The 17,723-nt window shown below is 73.0% G+C and carries 18 protein-coding genes and 1 pseudogene; 4 read left to right on the forward strand and 15 right to left on the reverse strand.

The window, feature by feature from the left end; translation table 11 throughout:
• Positions 1–45: 45 nt before the first annotated feature.
• The 12 genes from ABZ793_RS29530 to ABZ793_RS29585 form a co-directional block, all read right to left on the reverse strand.
• Complete coding sequence (locus ABZ793_RS29530) at positions 46–1,509, reverse strand: amidase (protein WP_357462911.1); 1,464 nt, start codon at positions 1,507–1,509, stop codon at positions 46–48.
• Between the two features lie 148 nt (positions 1,510–1,657).
• The gene (locus ABZ793_RS29535; protein ID WP_357462914.1) at positions 1,658–2,692 is read right to left on the reverse strand and encodes an amidohydrolase family protein; all 1,035 of its coding nucleotides are present in this window, start codon (positions 2,690–2,692) and stop codon (positions 1,658–1,660) included.
• On the reverse strand, positions 2,692–3,216 hold the full coding sequence (locus tag ABZ793_RS29540; RefSeq protein WP_350708470.1) for a 3-hydroxyanthranilate 3,4-dioxygenase: 525 nt from the start codon (positions 3,214–3,216) through the stop codon (positions 2,692–2,694). Before ABZ793_RS29540 ends, ABZ793_RS29535 begins: the two co-directional genes overlap by 1 nt.
• Positions 3,213–3,641, reverse strand: coding sequence for a RidA family protein (locus ABZ793_RS29545; protein WP_357462917.1), 429 nt, complete (start codon positions 3,639–3,641; stop codon positions 3,213–3,215). Before ABZ793_RS29545 ends, ABZ793_RS29540 begins: the two co-directional genes overlap by 4 nt.
• A gap of 124 nt (positions 3,642–3,765) precedes the next feature.
• A complete protein-coding gene (locus ABZ793_RS29550; RefSeq protein ID WP_357462919.1) occupies positions 3,766–4,539 on the reverse strand; it encodes a fumarylacetoacetate hydrolase family protein in 774 nt (257 codons plus the stop codon).
• Between the two features lie 55 nt (positions 4,540–4,594).
• Entirely contained in the window at positions 4,595–5,653 is a 1,059-nt protein-coding gene (dmpG, locus tag ABZ793_RS29555; protein WP_357462922.1) for a 4-hydroxy-2-oxovalerate aldolase, read from the reverse strand.
• Positions 5,650–6,606 (reverse strand): acetaldehyde dehydrogenase (acetylating), encoded by a 957-nt coding sequence (locus ABZ793_RS29560; RefSeq protein ID WP_357462925.1) that lies wholly within the window; start codon positions 6,604–6,606, stop codon positions 5,650–5,652. Before ABZ793_RS29560 ends, dmpG begins: the two co-directional genes overlap by 4 nt.
• Positions 6,603–7,400, reverse strand: a complete 798-nt coding sequence (locus tag ABZ793_RS29565; protein ID WP_357462928.1) for a fumarylacetoacetate hydrolase family protein — start codon at positions 7,398–7,400, stop codon at positions 6,603–6,605. Before ABZ793_RS29565 ends, ABZ793_RS29560 begins: the two co-directional genes overlap by 4 nt.
• Positions 7,397–8,878, reverse strand: a complete 1,482-nt coding sequence (locus ABZ793_RS29570; protein WP_357462960.1) for a 2-hydroxymuconic semialdehyde dehydrogenase — start codon at positions 8,876–8,878, stop codon at positions 7,397–7,399. The genes ABZ793_RS29565 and ABZ793_RS29570 overlap by 4 nt, the downstream gene beginning before the upstream one ends.
• A 23-nt stretch (positions 8,879–8,901) precedes the next feature.
• Positions 8,902–10,239: an NAD(P)/FAD-dependent oxidoreductase gene (locus tag ABZ793_RS29575; RefSeq protein WP_357462930.1), complete on the reverse strand. Its 1,338-nt coding sequence runs from the start codon at positions 10,237–10,239 to the stop codon at positions 8,902–8,904.
• Between the two features lie 56 nt (positions 10,240–10,295).
• Positions 10,296–11,603: a kynureninase gene (gene kynU, locus ABZ793_RS29580; RefSeq protein ID WP_357462933.1), complete on the reverse strand. Its 1,308-nt coding sequence runs from the start codon at positions 11,601–11,603 to the stop codon at positions 10,296–10,298.
• Between the two features lie 19 nt (positions 11,604–11,622).
• Positions 11,623–12,522, reverse strand: a complete 900-nt coding sequence (locus ABZ793_RS29585; protein WP_357462936.1) for a tryptophan 2,3-dioxygenase family protein — start codon at positions 12,520–12,522, stop codon at positions 11,623–11,625.
• Positions 12,523–12,691: 169 nt separating this feature from the next.
• Between ABZ793_RS29585 and ABZ793_RS29590 the strand changes: the two genes are divergently transcribed.
• The 3 genes from ABZ793_RS29590 (at position 12,692) to ABZ793_RS29600 (ending at position 14,626) form a co-directional block, all read left to right on the forward strand.
• Positions 12,692–13,144: an Lrp/AsnC family transcriptional regulator gene (locus ABZ793_RS29590; protein ID WP_357462939.1), complete on the forward strand. Its 453-nt coding sequence runs from the start codon at positions 12,692–12,694 to the stop codon at positions 13,142–13,144.
• Between the two features lie 138 nt (positions 13,145–13,282).
• On the forward strand, positions 13,283–13,765 hold the full coding sequence (locus ABZ793_RS29595) for a hypothetical protein (RefSeq protein ID WP_357462963.1): 483 nt from the start codon (positions 13,283–13,285) through the stop codon (positions 13,763–13,765).
• Between the two features lie 12 nt (positions 13,766–13,777).
• Entirely contained in the window at positions 13,778–14,626 is an 849-nt protein-coding gene (locus ABZ793_RS29600) for a class F sortase (RefSeq protein WP_357462942.1), read from the forward strand.
• A gap of 18 nt (positions 14,627–14,644) precedes the next feature.
• On the opposite strand, the gene ABZ793_RS29605 is transcribed toward ABZ793_RS29600, so the two are convergent.
• From ABZ793_RS29605 to ABZ793_RS29615, 3 genes and pseudogenes are all read right to left on the reverse strand, one after another.
• Complete coding sequence (locus ABZ793_RS29605; protein WP_357462945.1) at positions 14,645–15,178, reverse strand: HNH endonuclease; 534 nt, start codon at positions 15,176–15,178, stop codon at positions 14,645–14,647.
• Positions 15,179–15,532: 354 nt separating this feature from the next.
• Positions 15,533–15,710 (reverse strand): annotated as a pseudogene (locus ABZ793_RS29610) (GntR family transcriptional regulator); the annotation flags it as partial.
• Positions 15,711–15,917: 207 nt separating this feature from the next.
• A complete protein-coding gene (locus ABZ793_RS29615; RefSeq protein ID WP_357462948.1) occupies positions 15,918–16,220 on the reverse strand; it encodes a DUF6342 family protein in 303 nt (100 codons plus the stop codon).
• 601 nt (positions 16,221–16,821) lie between these two features.
• Here ABZ793_RS29615 and ABZ793_RS29620 point away from each other — a divergent pair.
• Positions 16,822–17,700 (forward strand): hypothetical protein, encoded by an 879-nt coding sequence (locus ABZ793_RS29620; protein WP_357462951.1) that lies wholly within the window; start codon positions 16,822–16,824, stop codon positions 17,698–17,700.
• Positions 17,701–17,723: the final 23 nt, after the last annotated feature.

The following is a 17,723-nucleotide window of genomic DNA, read 5'->3' on the forward strand; positions in this document are numbered from 1 at the left end:
CCCAGGCGGAAGAAGAGACCTCGAACATCCGGGTCGGGTGGACGATCATGATGCCGACCGCCCGACTCCGCTGCCATTCACGTTAGCGGAGCCGACGGCCCGCCAGATTGCGGGGTGGCGTTCCCATCCGCCACTGGAGCTCTCCAGTTGCGCAGCGGTGGCGACCAACCTCGCGTCGTCGCCGTACCGGCCGGTGAGCAGGACGCCCACGGGCAACCCCTCGGCGGTGACGCCGACCGGCAGCGAAACCGACGGATCGCCGGTGACGTTGAAGACGGCGCAGTACGGCGAGAACCGGCGTTGCCGGTCGAAATCCTCCGCCGGGTCGCCGCCCTCCGCGAACCAGCCCACCGGGGCCTGGGGCGCGGCGAGCGTCGGGCAGAGCAGCAGGTCACACCCGGCGGTGCGCCGGACGCCGAGGCGCACCTGCGCCTGGAGCTCGCCGAGCGTGGCGGTGAGGGTGCCGGCGGAGACCTCCGCGCCCCGGGCGCGCAGGTGACGGGTCAGCGGCAGCAGGTGGCCCTCCCGCTCGGGCGGCACGGGCGCGAGCGCCAGCACGTACCAGACGATCTCGAACAGCGGCCACACCGCGGGCCCGAGCGGCGCGGGGACGTCGACCACCTCGTGGCCGGCGGCGGTGAGCAGCGCGGCGGCCCGGTCCACGGCGGCAACGCAGTCGGGGTGGACCGGTTCGTCGGCGAGCATCGGGGTGGTGAACCGGCCCACCCGCAGCCGACCGGGCTCCGCCGCCCGGGCCGCGGCGAGGAAGCCGCCGGCCGGCGGGGCGGGCGCCAGGTAGGGCTCGCCGGGCACCGGCTGGGCCAGCACGTCGAGCAGGGCCGCCACGTCGGCGACCGTCCGCCCGACCGGCCCGTTGGTCGGCAGGCCGTAGGCGCCGAACCCGACGGGGCCGCCGGGGACCAGGCCCCGGCTCGGCTTGTAGCCGACCAGCCCGCACAGCGACGCCGGGATGCGCAGCGAGCCGCCGCCGTCGGAGCCCTGGGCGACGGGCACCAGCCCGGCCGCGACGGCCGCCGCCGCCCCTCCGCTGGAGCCCCCGGCGGTGTACGCCAGGTCCCACGGGTTGCGGGCCGGCGGGGCGACCAGCCCCTCGGAGTAGAGCGAGCAGCCCAGCTCGGAGGTGGTGGTCTTGCCCAGGCTGACCAGCCCGGCCGCGCGCATGAACCGGACCACGTCGGCGTCGACGGGCGGCACGAAGTCGGCGAACGCGGCCGAGCCGAAGGTGGTGCGCACCCCGGCGGTGAGGGTGAGGTCCTTGATCGCCGTCGGCACGCCGTGCAGCGGGCCGCGTTCCCCGGCGGGCGCGGCGTCGGCGGCGCGGGCCGCCGCGCGGGCCAGCTCCGGGGTGAGCGTGACGAACGCGCCGACCGTGTCACCGAGCGCGTCGACCCGGGTGAGGTGGTGCTCGACCAGCTCGACGCTGGACAGCTCGCCGCGGGCGATCGCGGCGGCCTGCTCCAGCGCGGTCAGGTCGTGCGGCTCGGCCATCCCGTCATCCTGCCTGGTCCGGCCGCCGCTTTGCCGGACGACACGACCGGCCGGCCCGGCGAGGGGCCCACGTCCCCCGGCACGACGGAACCGGCCGGTCCCTCGCCGAACGCGGCCGTGCGACGTACGGCACTCCTGCCCCGTCCCGTTACCGGCCGAGGAAGCGCAGGGCGTTGCCGCCGAGCAGCTTGGCGCGCTGGTCGTCGGTGAGGAAGTCCGCCTCGCGTACCACCCGCCCGACCGGCCGCTCCCCCAGCGGGTACGGGTAGTCGCTGCCGAGCAGCACCCGGTCGGCGCCCATCGTGTCGACCAGCAGCCGCAGCGCCGGCCCGGAGAAGACCACCGAGTCCACGTGGAACCGGTCGACGTAGGAGCTGGGCGGGGCGGCGGAGGATCCGCGTACCAGGTCGCCCCGGCGGTGCCAGGCGTTGTCGGCGCGGCCCAGCCAGAACGGGAAGCTGCCACCGCCGTGGGCGAAGCAGATCCGCAGCGTGTCGGGCACCTTGTCGAAGACGCCGCCGAGGATCAGCGCCAGCACCGACAGGTGCGTCTCGGCGGGCATGCCGGTGAGCCAGCGGGCCATCCAGCGGTCCAGCCGGGGGCCGCCCGGCATGTCCCACGGGTGCACGAAGACCGGCGCGCCGACCTCGGCGCAGTGGGTCAGGAACTGCACGATCCCGGCGTCGTCGAGGTCGCGGTCGCCGACGTGGTTGCCGATCTCCACGCCCGCGTGCCCGGCCGCGAGGCAGCGGTCCAGCTCGGCGCAGGCGGCGTCCGCGTCCTGCAACGGCACCTGGCAGAACGGCACCAGCCGGTCGCCGCCGGCGGCCGTGACCTCCAGGGTGAGGTCGTTGAAGATCCGCGCGACCTTCGCGGCCTGGTCGGCGGGGCGGTCATAGCCGAAGAAGACCGGGGTGGGCGAGACGACCTGCACGTCGACGCCGTCCGCCGCCATGTCGCCGAGCCGCGTCGGCGCGTCCCAGCACTCCGCGCCGACCGGCCGGAACTCCGTCTCCCCCACCATGATCATGGCGGCGCGCTCGGAGTCGACCCGCAGCCAGGGCCAGCCGGACCCGCCGCACGCCGCGGCCAGGTCCGGCCACCCCCTCGGTACGACGTGCGTGTGCACGTCGACCACCGGGAACCGCGCCTGCCCCGGCAGGCCCTCGGCGGGAACCCCCATCAGCCCTTGCCCGGGTGCAGCGCGCCGCAGTTGTCGCAGGTGCGCGCCTTCTCGTCGGCGTAGAACGCCTGGAAGACCGGGGGCAGGTCGGCGGCGATGTCGCGGACCTGCAACTCGACCTCGTGCACCTTGTGGCTGCACTCCGGGCAGTACCACTGGAACCTCTCCAGCGTGCCCTCCTCGCGGACCCGCTCGATGACCATCCCGATCGAGCCGGCCTCCGGCCGCTGCGGCGAGTGCGGCGTGTTGCGCGGCAGCATCCACATCTGACCCTCACGGATGTGCACCGTCCGCGGCCCCTCCGGGGTCATCAGGTTGACGTGCATGTTGCCCTTGACCTGGTAGAAGAACTCCTCGTACGGGTCGACGTGGAAGTCGGTGCGCTGGTTGGGCCCGCCCACCACCATGACGATGAAGTCGTCGCTGCCCGGCAGCATCTCCTTGTTGCCCACCGGCGGCTTGAGCAGGTGCTGGTTCTCGGCGATCCAGCCCGGAAAGCTGAACGGCTCGGCGATCTCACTCACGACTGACCTCCTGCGGGAAGAAGGGCCACGGCCTGAATCTCGATGAGCAGGTGCGGGTGCGGCAACTGGTGCACGGCAACCGTCGTGCGGGTCGGGCCGGTCGCGTCGAAGAACTCCGCCCAGACCTCGTTGTAGCCACCGAAGTCGTTCATGTTGACCAGATAGGTGGTGACCTGCACGAGGTCGGACAGGTCCGCGCCGACCGAGCCCAGCAGGTCCCGGATGTTCTCGATCACCGCCCGGGTCTGCACCCGGATGTCGAGGTTGGTGGTGCCGAACTCGTCCACCTCGACGCCGGCGAAGGTGTTGTCCGGCCGCCGCGACGACGTACCGGAGACGAAGACGAACCCGCCCGCCACCTTGACGTGCGGAAACGCCCCCCGCGGCACGGCCTTCCCGGCCACCACGCGCGCCTCGCCGCTCATGACGCACCAACCGGAACCGACGCGAGAGCAACGACCACGACGGGGTTCCGGGCAGCCCGCCCGGTGCAGGGGTCAAGCCTGACCGCCCGGAGCCGGGTGGGCTGCCCGGAACCCCCGACGCCGATCACGACGAAGCCCGCAGCGACGCGGTGCCGAGCTTCTCCACCACGGCCCGGACGTGCGCCCCCGGACGCAGCGGCACGGCGGCGGTGGCCGCGCCGGCCAGGAACACCCAGCCCTCGCGCAGGCGCACCCCGTGCCGACCCGCGAGGCGGATCCCCTCGTCCAACGCCCGGCGCGGGTCACCGAGGATCGCCGCGGTCGAGCCGACCTGGGCCACCCGCCCGTCGACCTCCAGCAGCACGCCCAGGTTGTCCAGCCCGTCCGGCACCGGGCACCACGGCCCGACCACGAACGCGGCGGCCGACGCGTTGTCGGCGACCACGTCCGGCAGCGAGAAGGTGAAGTTCGCGTACCGGGAGTCGATCAGCTCGATCGCCGGGGCGACCGCCCGGACCGCGTCGGTGAAGTCGCCGACCGGCTCGCCGGGCTCGGGGAGCCGGTCCAGCAGGAACGCCACCTCCGGCTCGGCCCGGGGATGGATGTAGTCGCCGACCTCGACCGTGCCGCCGTCCGGCACCCGCATCGTGTCGGTGAGCCGACCCCAGATCACCTCGTCCACGCCGACCTGGGCCATCTTCGCCTTGCTGGTCAGGCCCATCTTCAGCCCGACCAGCCGCTCGCCCCGGTCCAGCCGGCGCTGCAACAGCGCGGTCTGCACCGCGTACGCGGCGTCGACGTCCAGGCCGGCCTCGGCCGCCAGTTGCGGGATCGCGGTGGCGGTGTCGGCCGCCGCGCCCAACCGTTCGGCGATCCCCGCCGTGTCCGGGCCGATCACCGTGCCACCTCCGTTCGCGACTGCGGGGCTCGCAAAACCGGCTCACTCCTCGCGCTCACATCGATTCCTCCTTGCCGGCGAGGTCCAGTGCCACGTCCACGATCATGTCCTCCTGCCCGCCGACCATCCGGCGCCGGCCCAGCTCGACCAGGATCGACCGGACGTCCACGCCGTACTTGTCCGAGGCCCGCTCGGCGTGCCGCAGGAAGCTGGAGTAGACCCCGGCGTACCCCAGCGAGAGCGTCTCCCGGTCGACCTGCACGGGCCGGTCCTGCAGCGGCCGGACGACGTCGTCGGCGGCGTCCATCAGCGCGAAGACGTCGCAGCCGTGCTTCCAGCCGTGCAGCTCGGCGACGGCGACGAAGACCTCCAGCGGCGCGTTGCCGGCGCCGGCGCCCTGCCCGGCCAGTGAGGCGTCCACCCGCACCGTCCGGCCGTGCGGCGCGCCGAGCGGGCCGTCGCCGAGGATCCGCCCGTGCTCGACCGCGACCACGCTGTTGGCCACCCCGAGCGACAGGTTGTGGTGGGCGTGGATGCCGATCTGCGTCGCCGGCTCCAGCACCTGCCGGTACGCGTCGACCCGCTCGGCCACGTCGGACATCAGCAGCCGGCCACCGGAGTCGGTGACGTAGACGCAGTGCGCCCCGTACGACTCCATCAGTTTGGCCTGGGCGGCGAGCCCGGCCGGATCGTTCATGTGCGACATCATCAGGAAGCCGGAGACGTCCATGCCGTTCTCGCGGGCCCAGGAGATGTGCTGGGCGGAGATGTCCGCCTCGGTGCAGTGGGTGGCGATCCGCACGCTGGTCACCCCGAGCGCCTTCGCCGCCCTCAGGTCGGCGATGGTGCCGATACCGGGCAGCAGCAGGGTGGTCAGCTTCGCGGTCGTCAGCACCTCGGCCGCCGCCGAGATCCACTCGGCGTCGCTGGCCGCGCCGTGGCCGTAGTTGACGCTGGAGCCGGCGAGCCCGTCGCCGTGCGCCACCTCGATGGCGGCCACCCCGGCCGCGTCGAGCGCGGCGGCGATGGTGCGCACCTGGTCGACGGTGTAGCGGTGGGCGATGGCGTGCATGCCGTCGCGCAGCGTCACGTCCTGGATGTACAGGTCGGTCATGCGGTCACCTCCACGGCGGCGTCGCGGTCGGTCACCGCCGCGCGCAGGGCCACCAGCCGCTCCGCGGTGCGCAGCGCGGCCGAGGTCATGATGTCCAGGTTCCCGGCGTACGCCGGCAGGTAGTGCCCGGCGCCGGAGACCTCCAGGAAGACGGAGACCTGCAACCCGGTCAGGTGCCGACCCAGCGACGGCACGTACGTGTCGACCCGGTCGAACTGCACGTCCTGCTTGAGCCGGTAGCCGGGGACGTACTCCTGGACGGTCGCCACCATCCGCGCCACCGAGGCGGCGATCGCGGCCCGGTCGGCGTCGACGTCCGGGCAGAGGCAGTAGACCGTGTCTCGCATCAGCAGCGGCGGGTCGGCCGGGTTGAGCACGATGATCGCCTTGCCGCGCTCGGCGCCGCCGACCACCTCGATCGCCCGGGCGGTGGTCTCGGTGAACTCGTCGATGTTCGCCCGGGTGCCCGGCCCCGCCGACTTCGAGGCGATCGAGGCGACGATCTCCCCGTACGCGACCGGGGTGACCCGGCCGACGGCGGCGACGATCGGCACGGTGGCCTGCCCGCCGCAGGTCACCATGTTGACGTTGCGCTCGTGCAGGTGCTCGTCGAGGTTGACCGGGGGCACGACGTACGGGCCGACGGCGGCGGGGGTCAGGTCGACCACGGTGCGCCCGTGCCCCCGCAGCACCGCGTCGTTGTGCCGGTGCGCGCCGGCCGAGGTGGCGTCGAAGACCAGCTCGACGTCGGCGAACTCGGGCATCGCGACCAGCCCGTCGACGCCCTCGGCGGTGGTCGCCACGCCGAGTCGCCGGGCCCGGGCCAGGCCGTCGGAGGCCGGGTCGATGCCGGCCATCGCCACCATCCGCAGGCTGTCACTCAGCCGAAGCACCTTGATCATCAGATCGGTGCCGATGTTGCCCGACCCGATCACCGCCACCCCGACAGTCATGCCGCCTCCTCCGACGACGAGAAACACGTCCGGACCGAGCCGAGGCCGGAGACCCGCGCCTCGTACGCCGCGCCCGGGGTCACCGGCACCATCGGGCCGAGCGCCCCGGAGAGCACCACGTCGCCCGCGCGCAGCGGATCGCCGGAGCGGGCCAGCGTCTGCGCCAGCCACTCCAGCGCGTGCAGCGGGTTGCCCAGGCAGGCCGCGCCCGCGCCGACCGACACCGGCTCCCCGGCGTGTTCGAGGACCATCCCGCACAGCCGCAGGTCCACGTCGGCGAGGCGGCGCGGCGTGGTGCCCAGCACGAACAGGCCGCTGGAGGCGTTGTCGGCGACGGTGTCCACGATGGAGATGTCCCAGCCGGCGACCCGCGAGTCGACGATCTCGATCGCCGGCAGCACGTGGTCGACCGCCCGGACCAGGTCCGCGGTGGTGACCCGCTCGTCGGGCAGGTCCGCGCCGAGTACGAAGGCGACCTCCGCCTCCACCCGGGGCTGGAGCAGCCGGTCGATCGCCACCTCGGCCCCGTCCGGCACCGCCATCGCGTCGGTCAGCACGCCGAAGTCCGGCTGGTAGACGCCGAGGCCCTCCTGCACCGCCCGCGAGGTCAGCCCGATCTTCGCGCCGACCCGGCGGTGGCCCCGCTGCAACCACTGCCGCACCTGGAGCTGCTGGACGAGGTACGCCGAGGTGACGTCCCCCTCGGGCAGCAGCCGCCCGCGCAGCGGCGGGCAGGGTTTGCCGTTCTCCCGCGCCTCGACAAGTTCCCGGGCCGCGGCTTCGTAATCCGTCATGTCAGGTCCACGCAGACGTTGGTGAGTTCGGAGTAGAAGTCGAGCGAGTGCACGCCGCCCTCGCGCCCGATCCCGGACGCCTTCACCCCGCCGAACGGGGTGCGCAGGTCGCGCAGGAACCAGGTGTTCACCCAGACGATGCCGGCGTCGAGCCGCGCCCCGGCCCGGTGCGCCCGCCCGACGTCCCGCGTCCAGACCGTCGCCGCCAGGCCGTACTCGGTGCCGTTGGCCAGCGCGTACGCCTCGTCCTCGTCGTCGAACGGGGCGACGTGCACCACCGGGCCGAAGATCTCCTCGGTGTTGGTGCGGGCGTCCGGGCCCAGCCCGGTCAGCACCGTCGGCTGCACGTACGCGCCGCCGTCGCGGGCGTCGCCGAAGGCCGGCGTGCCACCCCCGGCCAGCACCTCGGCGCCCTCGGCGCGGGCGAGGTCGTAGTGGCCGAGCACCTTGGCGCGGTGCTGGTGCGAGATCAACGGCATGTTGACGGTGGCCTCGTCGGCCGGCCAGCCGTACGGCAGCTCCCCGGCCCGCTTCGCGAGCCGGGCGGTGAACTCCTCGAACACCGGCCGCTGCACGTAGATCCGCTCGGTGCAGAGGCAGACCTGCCCGCCGTTGGTGAAGCTGGAGCGGACGGATCCGGCCACGGCCGCGTCGAGGTCGGCGTCGGCGAAGACCAGCCCGGCGTTCTTGCCGCCCAGCTCGAAGGAGACGGCCTTCACGCCGTCGGCGGCGGCCCGCATTATCGCGCCGCCGGTGGCCGACTCGCCGGTGAAGGTGATGGCGTCGACCCCCGGGTGGCGGGTGAGGAACTCGCCGGCCGAGTCCGGGCCGAAGCCGTGCACCAGGTTGAACACCCCGTCCGGCACGCCGGCGGCGGCCATCACCTCGGCGAGCAGGGTCGCCGACGCGGGAGTCTCCTCGCTGGGCTTCACCACCACCGCGTTGCCGCAGGCCAGGGCCGGGGCGACCTTCCAGGTGAGCAGCAGCAGCGGCAGGTTCCACGGCACGATCACCGCGACCACGCCGACCGGCTTGCGGACCGCGTAGTTCAGCGCCCGGCCGCCGGTCGGGGTGACCGTGGTGAAGGACTCGGTCGGCGCGGTCGCCACGATCTCGGCGAAGGCGCGGAAGTTCGCCGCGCCGCGCGGGATGTCCAGGGTGCGGGCCTGCGAGATGGCCTTGCCGGTGTCGGCGACCTCGGCGGTGACCAGGTCGTCGAAGCGGCGCTCCAGCTCGTCGGCGACCCGGCGGAGCACCTCGGCGCGTTCCCGCTCCCCCATCCGGCCCCACGGCCCGCGCAGCGCCGCCCGCGCGGCGGCGACGGCGTCGTCCACGCAAGCCCGGTCGGCCTCCACGACCTCGAAGACCGGCTCGCCGGTGACCGGGCTGCGCTTGGTGAACCGGCGCCCGGCGTCGACGAACTCGCCGCCGACGAAGTTGCGCAGCAGACCCGGACCGTCGGGCGCCCGCCCGGTCATCAGCCGGGGATCCCAGGTGACGGTCATCGACGCCTCCCTCGGTTGATCGCCACGCCGACCGCGCCGGCCAGCAGCGCCGCCGCGCCGGCGGCCACCGCACCCAGCACCCGGTGCTGACGGCGGACGCGCCGCACCACCTCGGCGTACGGGGTGGTCGAGAAGGACACCAGCTCGTACCGGGAAACGTACCGGCCCGGCAGCGCCCGTTCCAGCGCGTGTTCGACCTTCCGGCCGGCCTGGAACAGCGGGGAGGCCACCTTGTCCCGCATCTCCACGAAGTTGGCCAGCGCCATCCGCGCGATGGCCTCGGCGTTGGCCTGCCGCCGCTGCTGGAACAGCGGCAGCGCCGCGGACCAGTCGTCGGCGCACTCGTCCAGGCAGCGGTCCAGCTCGACGACGTCCTCGAAGGCGCAGTTGGCGCCCTGGCCGTAGAACGGGACGATGGCGTGCGCCGCGTCGCCGAGCAGGCCGACCCGCCCGTCCGCCTGCCACGGCGTGCAGCGCACGGTGCCGAGCACGCCCACCGGGTTGTGCTGGTAGTCGTCGACGAGGTTCGGGGCGAGCGGCGGCAGGTCGGGGTAGTGCTCGGCGAAGTGCCGTTCGATCGCCGCGGGGCTGCCCAGCGAGGCGAAGCTGGCGGTGCCGTGGGTGGGCCAGAAGAGCGTGCAGGTGAACGAGCGGTCCGGGTTCGGCAGGGCGATCATCATCGAGGTGCCGCGCGGCCAGATGTGCAGGGCGTCCGGGTCGAGGGCGAAGTCCCCGCCCAGCGGCGGGATCGTCAGCTCCTTGTAGCCGTAGTCGAGGAAGTCCAGGCTCTCGGTCAGCAGCCCGTACGCCAGCAACTGCCCGCGCACCGCCGAGCCGGCGCCGTCGGCGCCGAGCACGACCGACGCGCTGGCCGCGACCTTGCCCGCCGGGGTCTCGAAGGTCATCTCGCCGGTGGCCGGGTCGAGCCCGACCAGCCGGTGGTCGAAGGCGGTCCGCACCCCGGGCAGGGCGGTGGCCGCGTCCAGCAGGGCGTTGTTCAGCGCACCCCGGCTGATCGAGTTGATCGCCCGGTCGCCGGAGGCGCTGTACGACTGGAACTGCGGCTCCCCGACGACCGGGTGGACCATCCGGCCGCGCATGGGCAGCGCGTCGGCGAGCACCTGCCCGTCGAGGCCGATGCGGCGCAGCGCGTCGAGACCCCGCTCGGAGAGCGCCAGGTTGATCGAGCGTCCCCGCTCGACGGTGCCGGTACGCGGGTCGGGCCGCCGCTCGTAGAGCGCCACCGGGTAGCCGCGGCGGGCCAGGAAGCAGGCCAGCAGGCAGCCGGCCAGGCCGGCGCCGACCACCGCGATCTCGTCCCGCTCCTCGGTCACCGAGCCTGCCTCCGTTCGCGACTGCGGGGCTCGCAACCCCGGCTCACTCCTCGCGCTCACCGGTTGACCTCCACCGTGGTGGCCAGCGCGTCGGCGACCCGCCAGCAGTCGTGGTACGTGGAGTAGAGCGGCACCGGGGCGAACCGGATGATGTCCGGTTCCCGGGCGTCGGCGATGACGCCGTGCTCGTGCCGCAGCCGCTTGGCCAGCCCGGCGGCGCTGCCCGCGCCGATCCGCACCGAGAGCTGGCAGCCCCGCCGCTCGGGCTCGCGCGGGGTGACCACGGTCAGCGGGCGGTCCGCGGTCACCTCGTCGAGCAGCCCCGCCAGGTAGCCGGTGAGCCGGATGCTGCGCTCGCGCAGCGCCGGCATGCCGACGGAGTCGAACAGCTCCAGTGAGGTCCGCACCGGGCCCATCGCGAAGATCGGCGGGTTGGAGACCTGCCACGCCTCCACGGTGGTCGGCGGGCGGGAGACCGGGGTCATCTCGAACCGGGTCGCCGCGTCGGTGCTCCACCAGCCCTCGAAGCGCGGCAGCCCGGGGTCACCCAGGTGCCGCTCGTGCACGAACACGCCGGCCAGCGCGCCCGGCCCGGAGTTGAGGTACTTGTAGGAGCACCAGGCGGCGAAGTCGACGTCCCAGTCGTGCAGGGCCAGCGGGACGTTGCCGGCGGCGTGCGCCAGGTCCCAGCCGACCACGGCCCCCGCCGCGCGGCCGGCGGCGGTGATCGCCGGGATGTCCATCAGCTCGCCGGTGAGGTAGTTGACCCCACCGAGCAGCACCAGCGCCACCCGGTCGCCCTCGGCGGCCAGGTAGTCGGTCACGTCCTCGGTGCGCAGGGTGTCCTCGCCGGCGCGGGGGCGCAACCGGACGACGGTGGCGTCCGGGTCCAGGCCGTGGAAGCGGGCCTGGCTGCGCACGGCGTAGCTGTCCGAGGGGAAGGCGCTGTCCTCGATGACGATCCGGGTCCGCGCCCCGGCCGGCCGGTAGAAGCTGACCATCAGCAGGTGCAGGTTCACCGTCAGCGAGTTCATCACCACGACCTCCGCCGGGGCGGCGCCGACCAGTCGCGCGGCGGGCGCCGTCAGCAGCTCGTGGTACGGCAGCCAGGGGCGCTCCGCCTCCAGGTGGCCCTCGACCCCCAGGCGGCTCCACGCGTCCAGGTCGGCGAGCAGCTCGCCACGGGTGGCCCGCGGTTGCAGGCCGAGGGAGTTGCCGGCCAGGTACGCGGCCTCGGGGTAGCGGCCGCCGTCGGCCGCCGGCACGTGGAACAGGTGGCGGTGCCCGGGGTCGGCGGCGTCGCGGCGGTGCGCCTCGGCCTCGCCGGCGGCGAACCCGGAAGAGTCTGGTGCGGGGGTGTTCATGGGGTGTCTCGCTCTCCGGTCACATCGCGGTCCGGGCCGACCACAGCTCGGGGAAGACCACCCGGGCCATGCTGCGCTGCAACCACGCCAGTCCGGCGGAGCCGCCGCTGCCGACCTTGGCGCCCATTGTGCGCTGCACCGCCTTGACGTGGTGCTGTCGCCAGTCGCCGAACTGCTCGGCGACCTCGGTCAGCGCCTCGCCCAGCAGCCGGAGGTGGTTGTCCGGCCCGGCGTGGGCGTAGATCCGCACCCAGGCCGCCTCGACGGCGGCGTGCGGCTCGTGCTCGACGGCGACGTCCCGGTCCAGCAGGTCGGCCGGGAGGTCGTGGCCGTGCCGGGCGAGCAGCGCGAGCACGTCGTCCCAGACGCTCGGCGCGGCCAGGGTGGCCCGCAGCTCGGCGTACACCTCGGCCTGGCGCCGGAACGGCCGGATCAGCGCCTCGTCCCGGAGCCCGAGCAGGAACTCCAGGTGCCGGTACATCGCCGACTGGAAGCCGGAGCCCTCGCCCAGCAGGTTGCGGAACCGGTTGAAGTCGGCCGGGGTCATCCAGCGCAGCCCCTTCCAGGCGGCGTTCAGCGCCTCCAGGTGCAGGGCGGCACGGCGCAGCGGGGCCAGCGCGTCCCACACCCGGTCGACGCGCAGCAGCCGCTGGGTCTCGCGCAGCTCGTGGCAGGTCAGCCCGAAGTACAGCTCCATGATCTGGCTGACCATCAGGAAGGACATCTCGCCCGGGTCGTCGCTCAGCGGTCGCTGCAGCCGGTGCAGCGTGCTGGCCTGCACGTACGCGTCGTACGGCACCCGCTCGGCGAACTCCAGGGTCGGCTCCCCGCCGTTGCGGGCCGCTCGGGCGGCGCGCTGCCCCGGGGTGACCGGGCGTACCGCCGCCCGGGTGGGCGCCCGCAGGTCCGTCTGCTCCACCGCTCCTCCTCTGCTCGCTGGGGTGCGCCGGCCTGACCGGGCCGGGTGACCGACATGATCTCGCGGTCGAACGGGCAGATGGAATGCCGGATCAACGGCTCTACCGCCCTCCGACCTGCGGCGCGGAAGGTGCGAGCGCGATTCGGCTTGGAGAAAGTAAGGTCGCCTCATGGACGACATGGACTGGGCGCTGCTGCGGGAGCTGCAGGCCGATGCGCGCCTCTCCTTCAGCGAGCTGTCCCGGCGGGTGCACCTGTCGCCGCCGGCCGTGGCCGAGCGGGTGCGCCGGCTCGAGGAGGCCGGGATCATCGCCGGCTACCACGCCCACGTCGACCTGACCCGGGCCGGCCGCACGGTGGTCGCGTTCATCCGGATGTCCTGCTACGGCTCGCGGTGCATCCTGCACGACCCCGAGGTGGCGGGGTGGCCGGAGATCCTGGAGATCCACCGCATCACGGGCGACGCGTGCAGCATGCTGAAGGTGGCGGCCGGGTCGATCGGGGAGTTCGAGGCCGTCATCGACCGGCTCGCCCCGTACGGCCAGCCGTCCAGCACGATGGTCCTGTCCACCCCGCTGGACTGGCACCCCGTCACCCCGCTCTCCTCCCCCCGCCACCGCTGACCGCGATCCGGGTTTGCCCCGGGGCCAGCGGGAAAGCAGGCGCTGTTGCCCGGGGAGGGATTCCGGTGATCGTCACCGGAAGGGGGGATCATGCCGGTGTTCACAGCGTTCACACGTGCCCTGACCAGCGCCCTGTCCGTGTTGGGCCTGGTCGGGGCGTTCGTCCTGATCATGATCGCGCCCGCGCCCGCGCGGGCGGGCGAGAACACCTTCGTCGAGGTGGTGCCCAACAGCGCCCAGGCCGGCACCCGGGTCAGGATCCGGGCCAGTTGCGACAACGCCAACAACCGCCAGGCCACCGTACGCTCCGACGCCTTCGGGGGACCGGTGGTACTGCGACCCGACAACGGTTTCCTGACCGCCCAGGCCACGATCCCCGGCAACAAGCAGCCCGGGGACTTTCCGGTCGACCTGCGCTGCGACAACGGCAACACCGCGACGACCACGCTCACGGTGCTGAACATGGAACAGCCCACGAAGGGGCCGGCGACCGGGGGCGGCGGCACCGCCGGCGGCACGGGCACCGGCTCGGTGCTGCTGGTGGGCGGCCTCGCCGCGGTGGCCCTGGCCGTGGGCTTCGGATTCCTCGGCAACCGTCGTCGGACCGGGACCGGTTCCTGACCCGCCGTCGCCATGGCCCGCTCCCAGAGGCGTACCAGGCGATCCGACCCGGGCCGGGTCCGGGCGACCACCCGGCGGGCGCTGCGGGCGTCCCGCCGGGCCGCGGCCGCCACCGCCCGCCGGCTGCGGCGGGTGGCCGGGGAGACGGTGTCGGCCAGCGTCGCCACCACCGACCCGGCGGTCGAGCCGCTGCCCACCCGACCTCGGCACCGCTGGGCTGCCGCCGGTCGCCGGCTGGCGCCCGGCCGGAACCCCGGACTCCCGGTCCTGGTGATCGGGACGCTGATGGTGCTGATCATCGCGATGCTCGCCGTGGAGCGGGTCGCCGGCGTGAGCGTGCTGCCGGACCGGTTCATCGCGGGGCTGCGGCCACCGCCGAAGAAGTTCCCCGTGCTGCCCGCCAGCCCGCCCGTCGACATCACCATCGACCCGATCGACGTCCGGGCGCCCGTACACGACGTCGGCATCGCCCCGGACGGCAGCATCGGCGTGCCGGACGCCGCCCGCGCCCAGGAGGCCGGCTGGTACGACCAGGGCCCGACCCCGGGGCAGTACGGCCCGGCCGTCATCGTCGGGCACGTCGACACCTCGACCGGGCCGGCGGTCTTCCACAAGCTGCGTGACCTGCGGGAGGGCGACCCCATCGAGGTCACCCGCGCCGACCGCTCGGTGGCGGTCTTCGAGGTGGACACGGTCGAGCGCTTCGGCAAGGAGCGGCTGCCCGTCGACGAGGTCTTCGGCGACTTCAGCCGCCCCCGGCTACGCCTGATCACCTGCGGCGGGCGTTGGGTCGGCGGGGAGACCGGCTACGCCGACAACGTGGTGGTCTTCGCGTCCCTCGTCCGATCCCGCACCACCTGACCGGGGCGGCCTCGCGGGTCAGGCGGCCTCGGGCTCACGCAGGTCGAGCCAGTCGGCCCAGCGGGGGTCGGGCGCCCGGTGGCCGAGGACCCGCCAGGCGGTGCCCTTCGGGGCGGCCGGCAGCGCGTGCAGCCGCCAGCCCAGCTCGGCCGGGGTCTTGTCGCCTTTGGTGTGGTTGCACCGGGCGCAGGCCGCGACGACGTTCTCCCAGGCGTGCCGGCCGCCACGGCTGCGCGGGAAGACGTGGTCGATGGTCTCGGCGGGGCCCCGGCAGTAGGCGCAGCGCCAGCCGTCCCGGGCGAAGATCGCCCGCCGGGAGAGCCCGACGTGGGTGCGGTAGGGCACCCGCACGAAGCGGGTGAGCCGGACGACCGACGGCACCGGCAGCGCGTTGCGGGCGCTGTGCAGGACGCCGTCGCCGTCGGCGACGCAGACCGCCTTGGCGGAGAGCACGAGGATGGCGGCACGACGCACGGACACGACACACAGCGGCTCGTAGGTGGCGTTGAGGACCAGCGCACCGGAGCCCACCGTGGGTCGTATGTCAGGCATCGCGATCACCCTCCCGGTTCAGCGGCCCCGCTCTCACCACCGCCGACCGGGAAACGGGCACAGCGACCCACCGCGGCCGACGCCGGCCGGATCACCGACGTCCGTGCGCCCATCGTCCCTGATCGGCCCCCGGATTGCACGTACTAATGTCGGAAGCCGCTTAGGCATCACCCGGAAACCGGTAGATCCACCCCCTGAGCAGGGCCGGACTCCTCCAAACCCTTCGAGGTTCACGCCCGTTCTCACACTCGGTCGCGCCGGATCCGCGCCCAATGATCATGAATATGCATTGAGATCCGTAAATTTGATCAAGGTCGTTCAAGATCACTGGAGTACCTGACGTGAAGCGGGAAGCACCGCTCGCCGCACGGTCGCCCGCGCAGGGCCGCACTCCTGCACCAACTGAGACTCGGATCGCCCGGTTGGGCTGCCAGTCGCCGCGCTCGATCCGGGCGGCAAGGATGCCAGCCAGTCTCCGATACGGCGACAGCCGCGCCCCGTGATCGATGCGGGCCTCCGGCTCTCCGTCGATCGCGTAGCGCACCGGCCCTCCGCCATCACGTCACCTTCGTCCCACCCCCCGCGGAACGGGTCCGCCCTCCAGGGCCAGTGGAGCGCTCCGATGGGGTGCTGCGGCACGCCGCGCCGGCCGACGCTCCCGTCAACTCGACAGACCCGCCCGGCATGACACGGGAGCACCCGCCGGTGCGGGCGCTCCCGTGGCGTCACGTTTGCGTCGTTATCGGTACTGCAGATCCGTCTGCATTTCCGTGACGCGGCCGGCGATCTGCAGATTGCCGTCGGAATCCAGGATGGCAATGATCTTCTTCTGGCTTCCGTGGTGGGTGGTGAAGAAAATCTTGTCGGCCTCCTGGCTGGTGCTGTGGTTGGTGTTCACCGACAGCTCGATGCTGACCGGGGAGCTGATCAACACGTCCTGCTTGGGCGAGTTCGGGTAGCACTGATTCTGCCGCAGCTTGATTCGCCCGTGGGTGTCACCCTCGTCCCAGTCCGTGGCCACGCCCAAGTCCACATCCGGCATCGGAGTCTCCCTTCCCTGACTCGCGAGAATTTCCCGCGTTCGGGGGACAAGCCTATGGCGTATATAGACGACTGCGAGTGTCGGCTATATTGCCGAGCCGATTAATAGTTTGGTTACCGTCAGGTAAAGGTGATGTGTCCAGGACCAAGCAGGGGCTCAGACAAGGTGGCGGCATGACCGTCGTGAGTGGTTGCGGGTGGACGTGCTCTCCGTGCCCGGGCCCCCTAATCAACGGCCACCCTCGTAACAGACAAACGCCCCCGAAACCGCCCTCCCAGACCGTGACCGCTGCTTCACCCTCGCCATCGCGGATCCTGAGCCCAACGCGGCCGTCACCGATAGGGCACTCACCGATAATCCTTGCGACGGGGTGGACCTCAAGCAATTCCTGCGCGGAATACCGTGGGCACCAAAGTGGGTGTTAAACGAGGATCAGGTGCTCAAGCTTGTCGAGGTGGCGCCCGGACGTTCCGCGCGACTATCCGGCTAGTGCCTCGTCTTTGAACGTTGACCGGGTAACCCGTCGATTCTGAAATTGTCGTACCCGTGGTGTTGGCTTCGGTTTGTGCCTCGTCGTCGGGATCCTGCTGCGCTGCCGGTGGTGCATCGAACCGCTCGTGTCGCGCTGCGGGTGACCCCCGCGCAGCGGCGACGGTGTTTCGGGCTGCTGCGCTCGGCCGGTGACGTGTGGGCGTGCGTTCTGGAAGTCAACGCGTGGCGGCGCCGCCGCCGGGATGCGCCGCTGGCGGGCTATCAGGACTTGTATCGGGAGTTGTCGGCCTCCGGCCCGGGCACGTTCGCCGAGCTGGACTCGACTGGCGCGCGGTCGGTGTTACGGCGGTTCTCGGATGCGTGGTTTGCGGCGGCGAAACGCCGCAAGGCAGGCGACCTGTCGGCGCGGTTCCCGCGCCGGCGGCGGGGGTTGATGCCGGTGCGCTGGTACTACGGCACGTTCACCCTCGACGGCCACCGCGTGCGCATCCCCACGACAAGAGGCACCCCGGCGTTGTGGATGCGCCTGGCCCGGGAGATCCCGTATCCGGTGGAGCAGGTCCGCTCGATCACCCTGCTGTGCGAGGGTGGCCGGCTGTTCCTCGACGTCACCGCCGAAGTCCCGATAGCGGTGTACCCGCCTGGTGAGGGACCGGATCCCGGCCGGGTGGCGGGCGTGGATATGGGAATCATCCACCCGTACGCCGTCGCCGGGCCCGGCGGGGAGGGGCTGTTGGTGTCGGGGCGGGCGATCCGCGCCGAGCATCGCATGCACCTGGCCGACACCAAAGCCCGCCGACGTGCCGTCGCCCGACGGGCACCGAAGCCGGGTCAGCGGGGGTCACGCCGGTGGCGCCAGTATCGGGCCCGGACGCGCAGGGTGGAGGCCCGTCATCGGCGGCGGGTGCGGCAGGCCCAGCACGAGGCCGCCCGCACGGTGGTGTCGTGGGGCGGTCGGTCAGCGGGTCGGGGTGCTGCACGTCGGTGACCCGCGCGGCGTCTTGGATCTGC

The sequence above is a fragment of the Micromonospora sp. NPDC047465 genome (assembly GCF_040643125.1).
Classification (GTDB): Bacteria; Actinomycetota; Actinomycetes; order Mycobacteriales; family Micromonosporaceae; genus Micromonospora.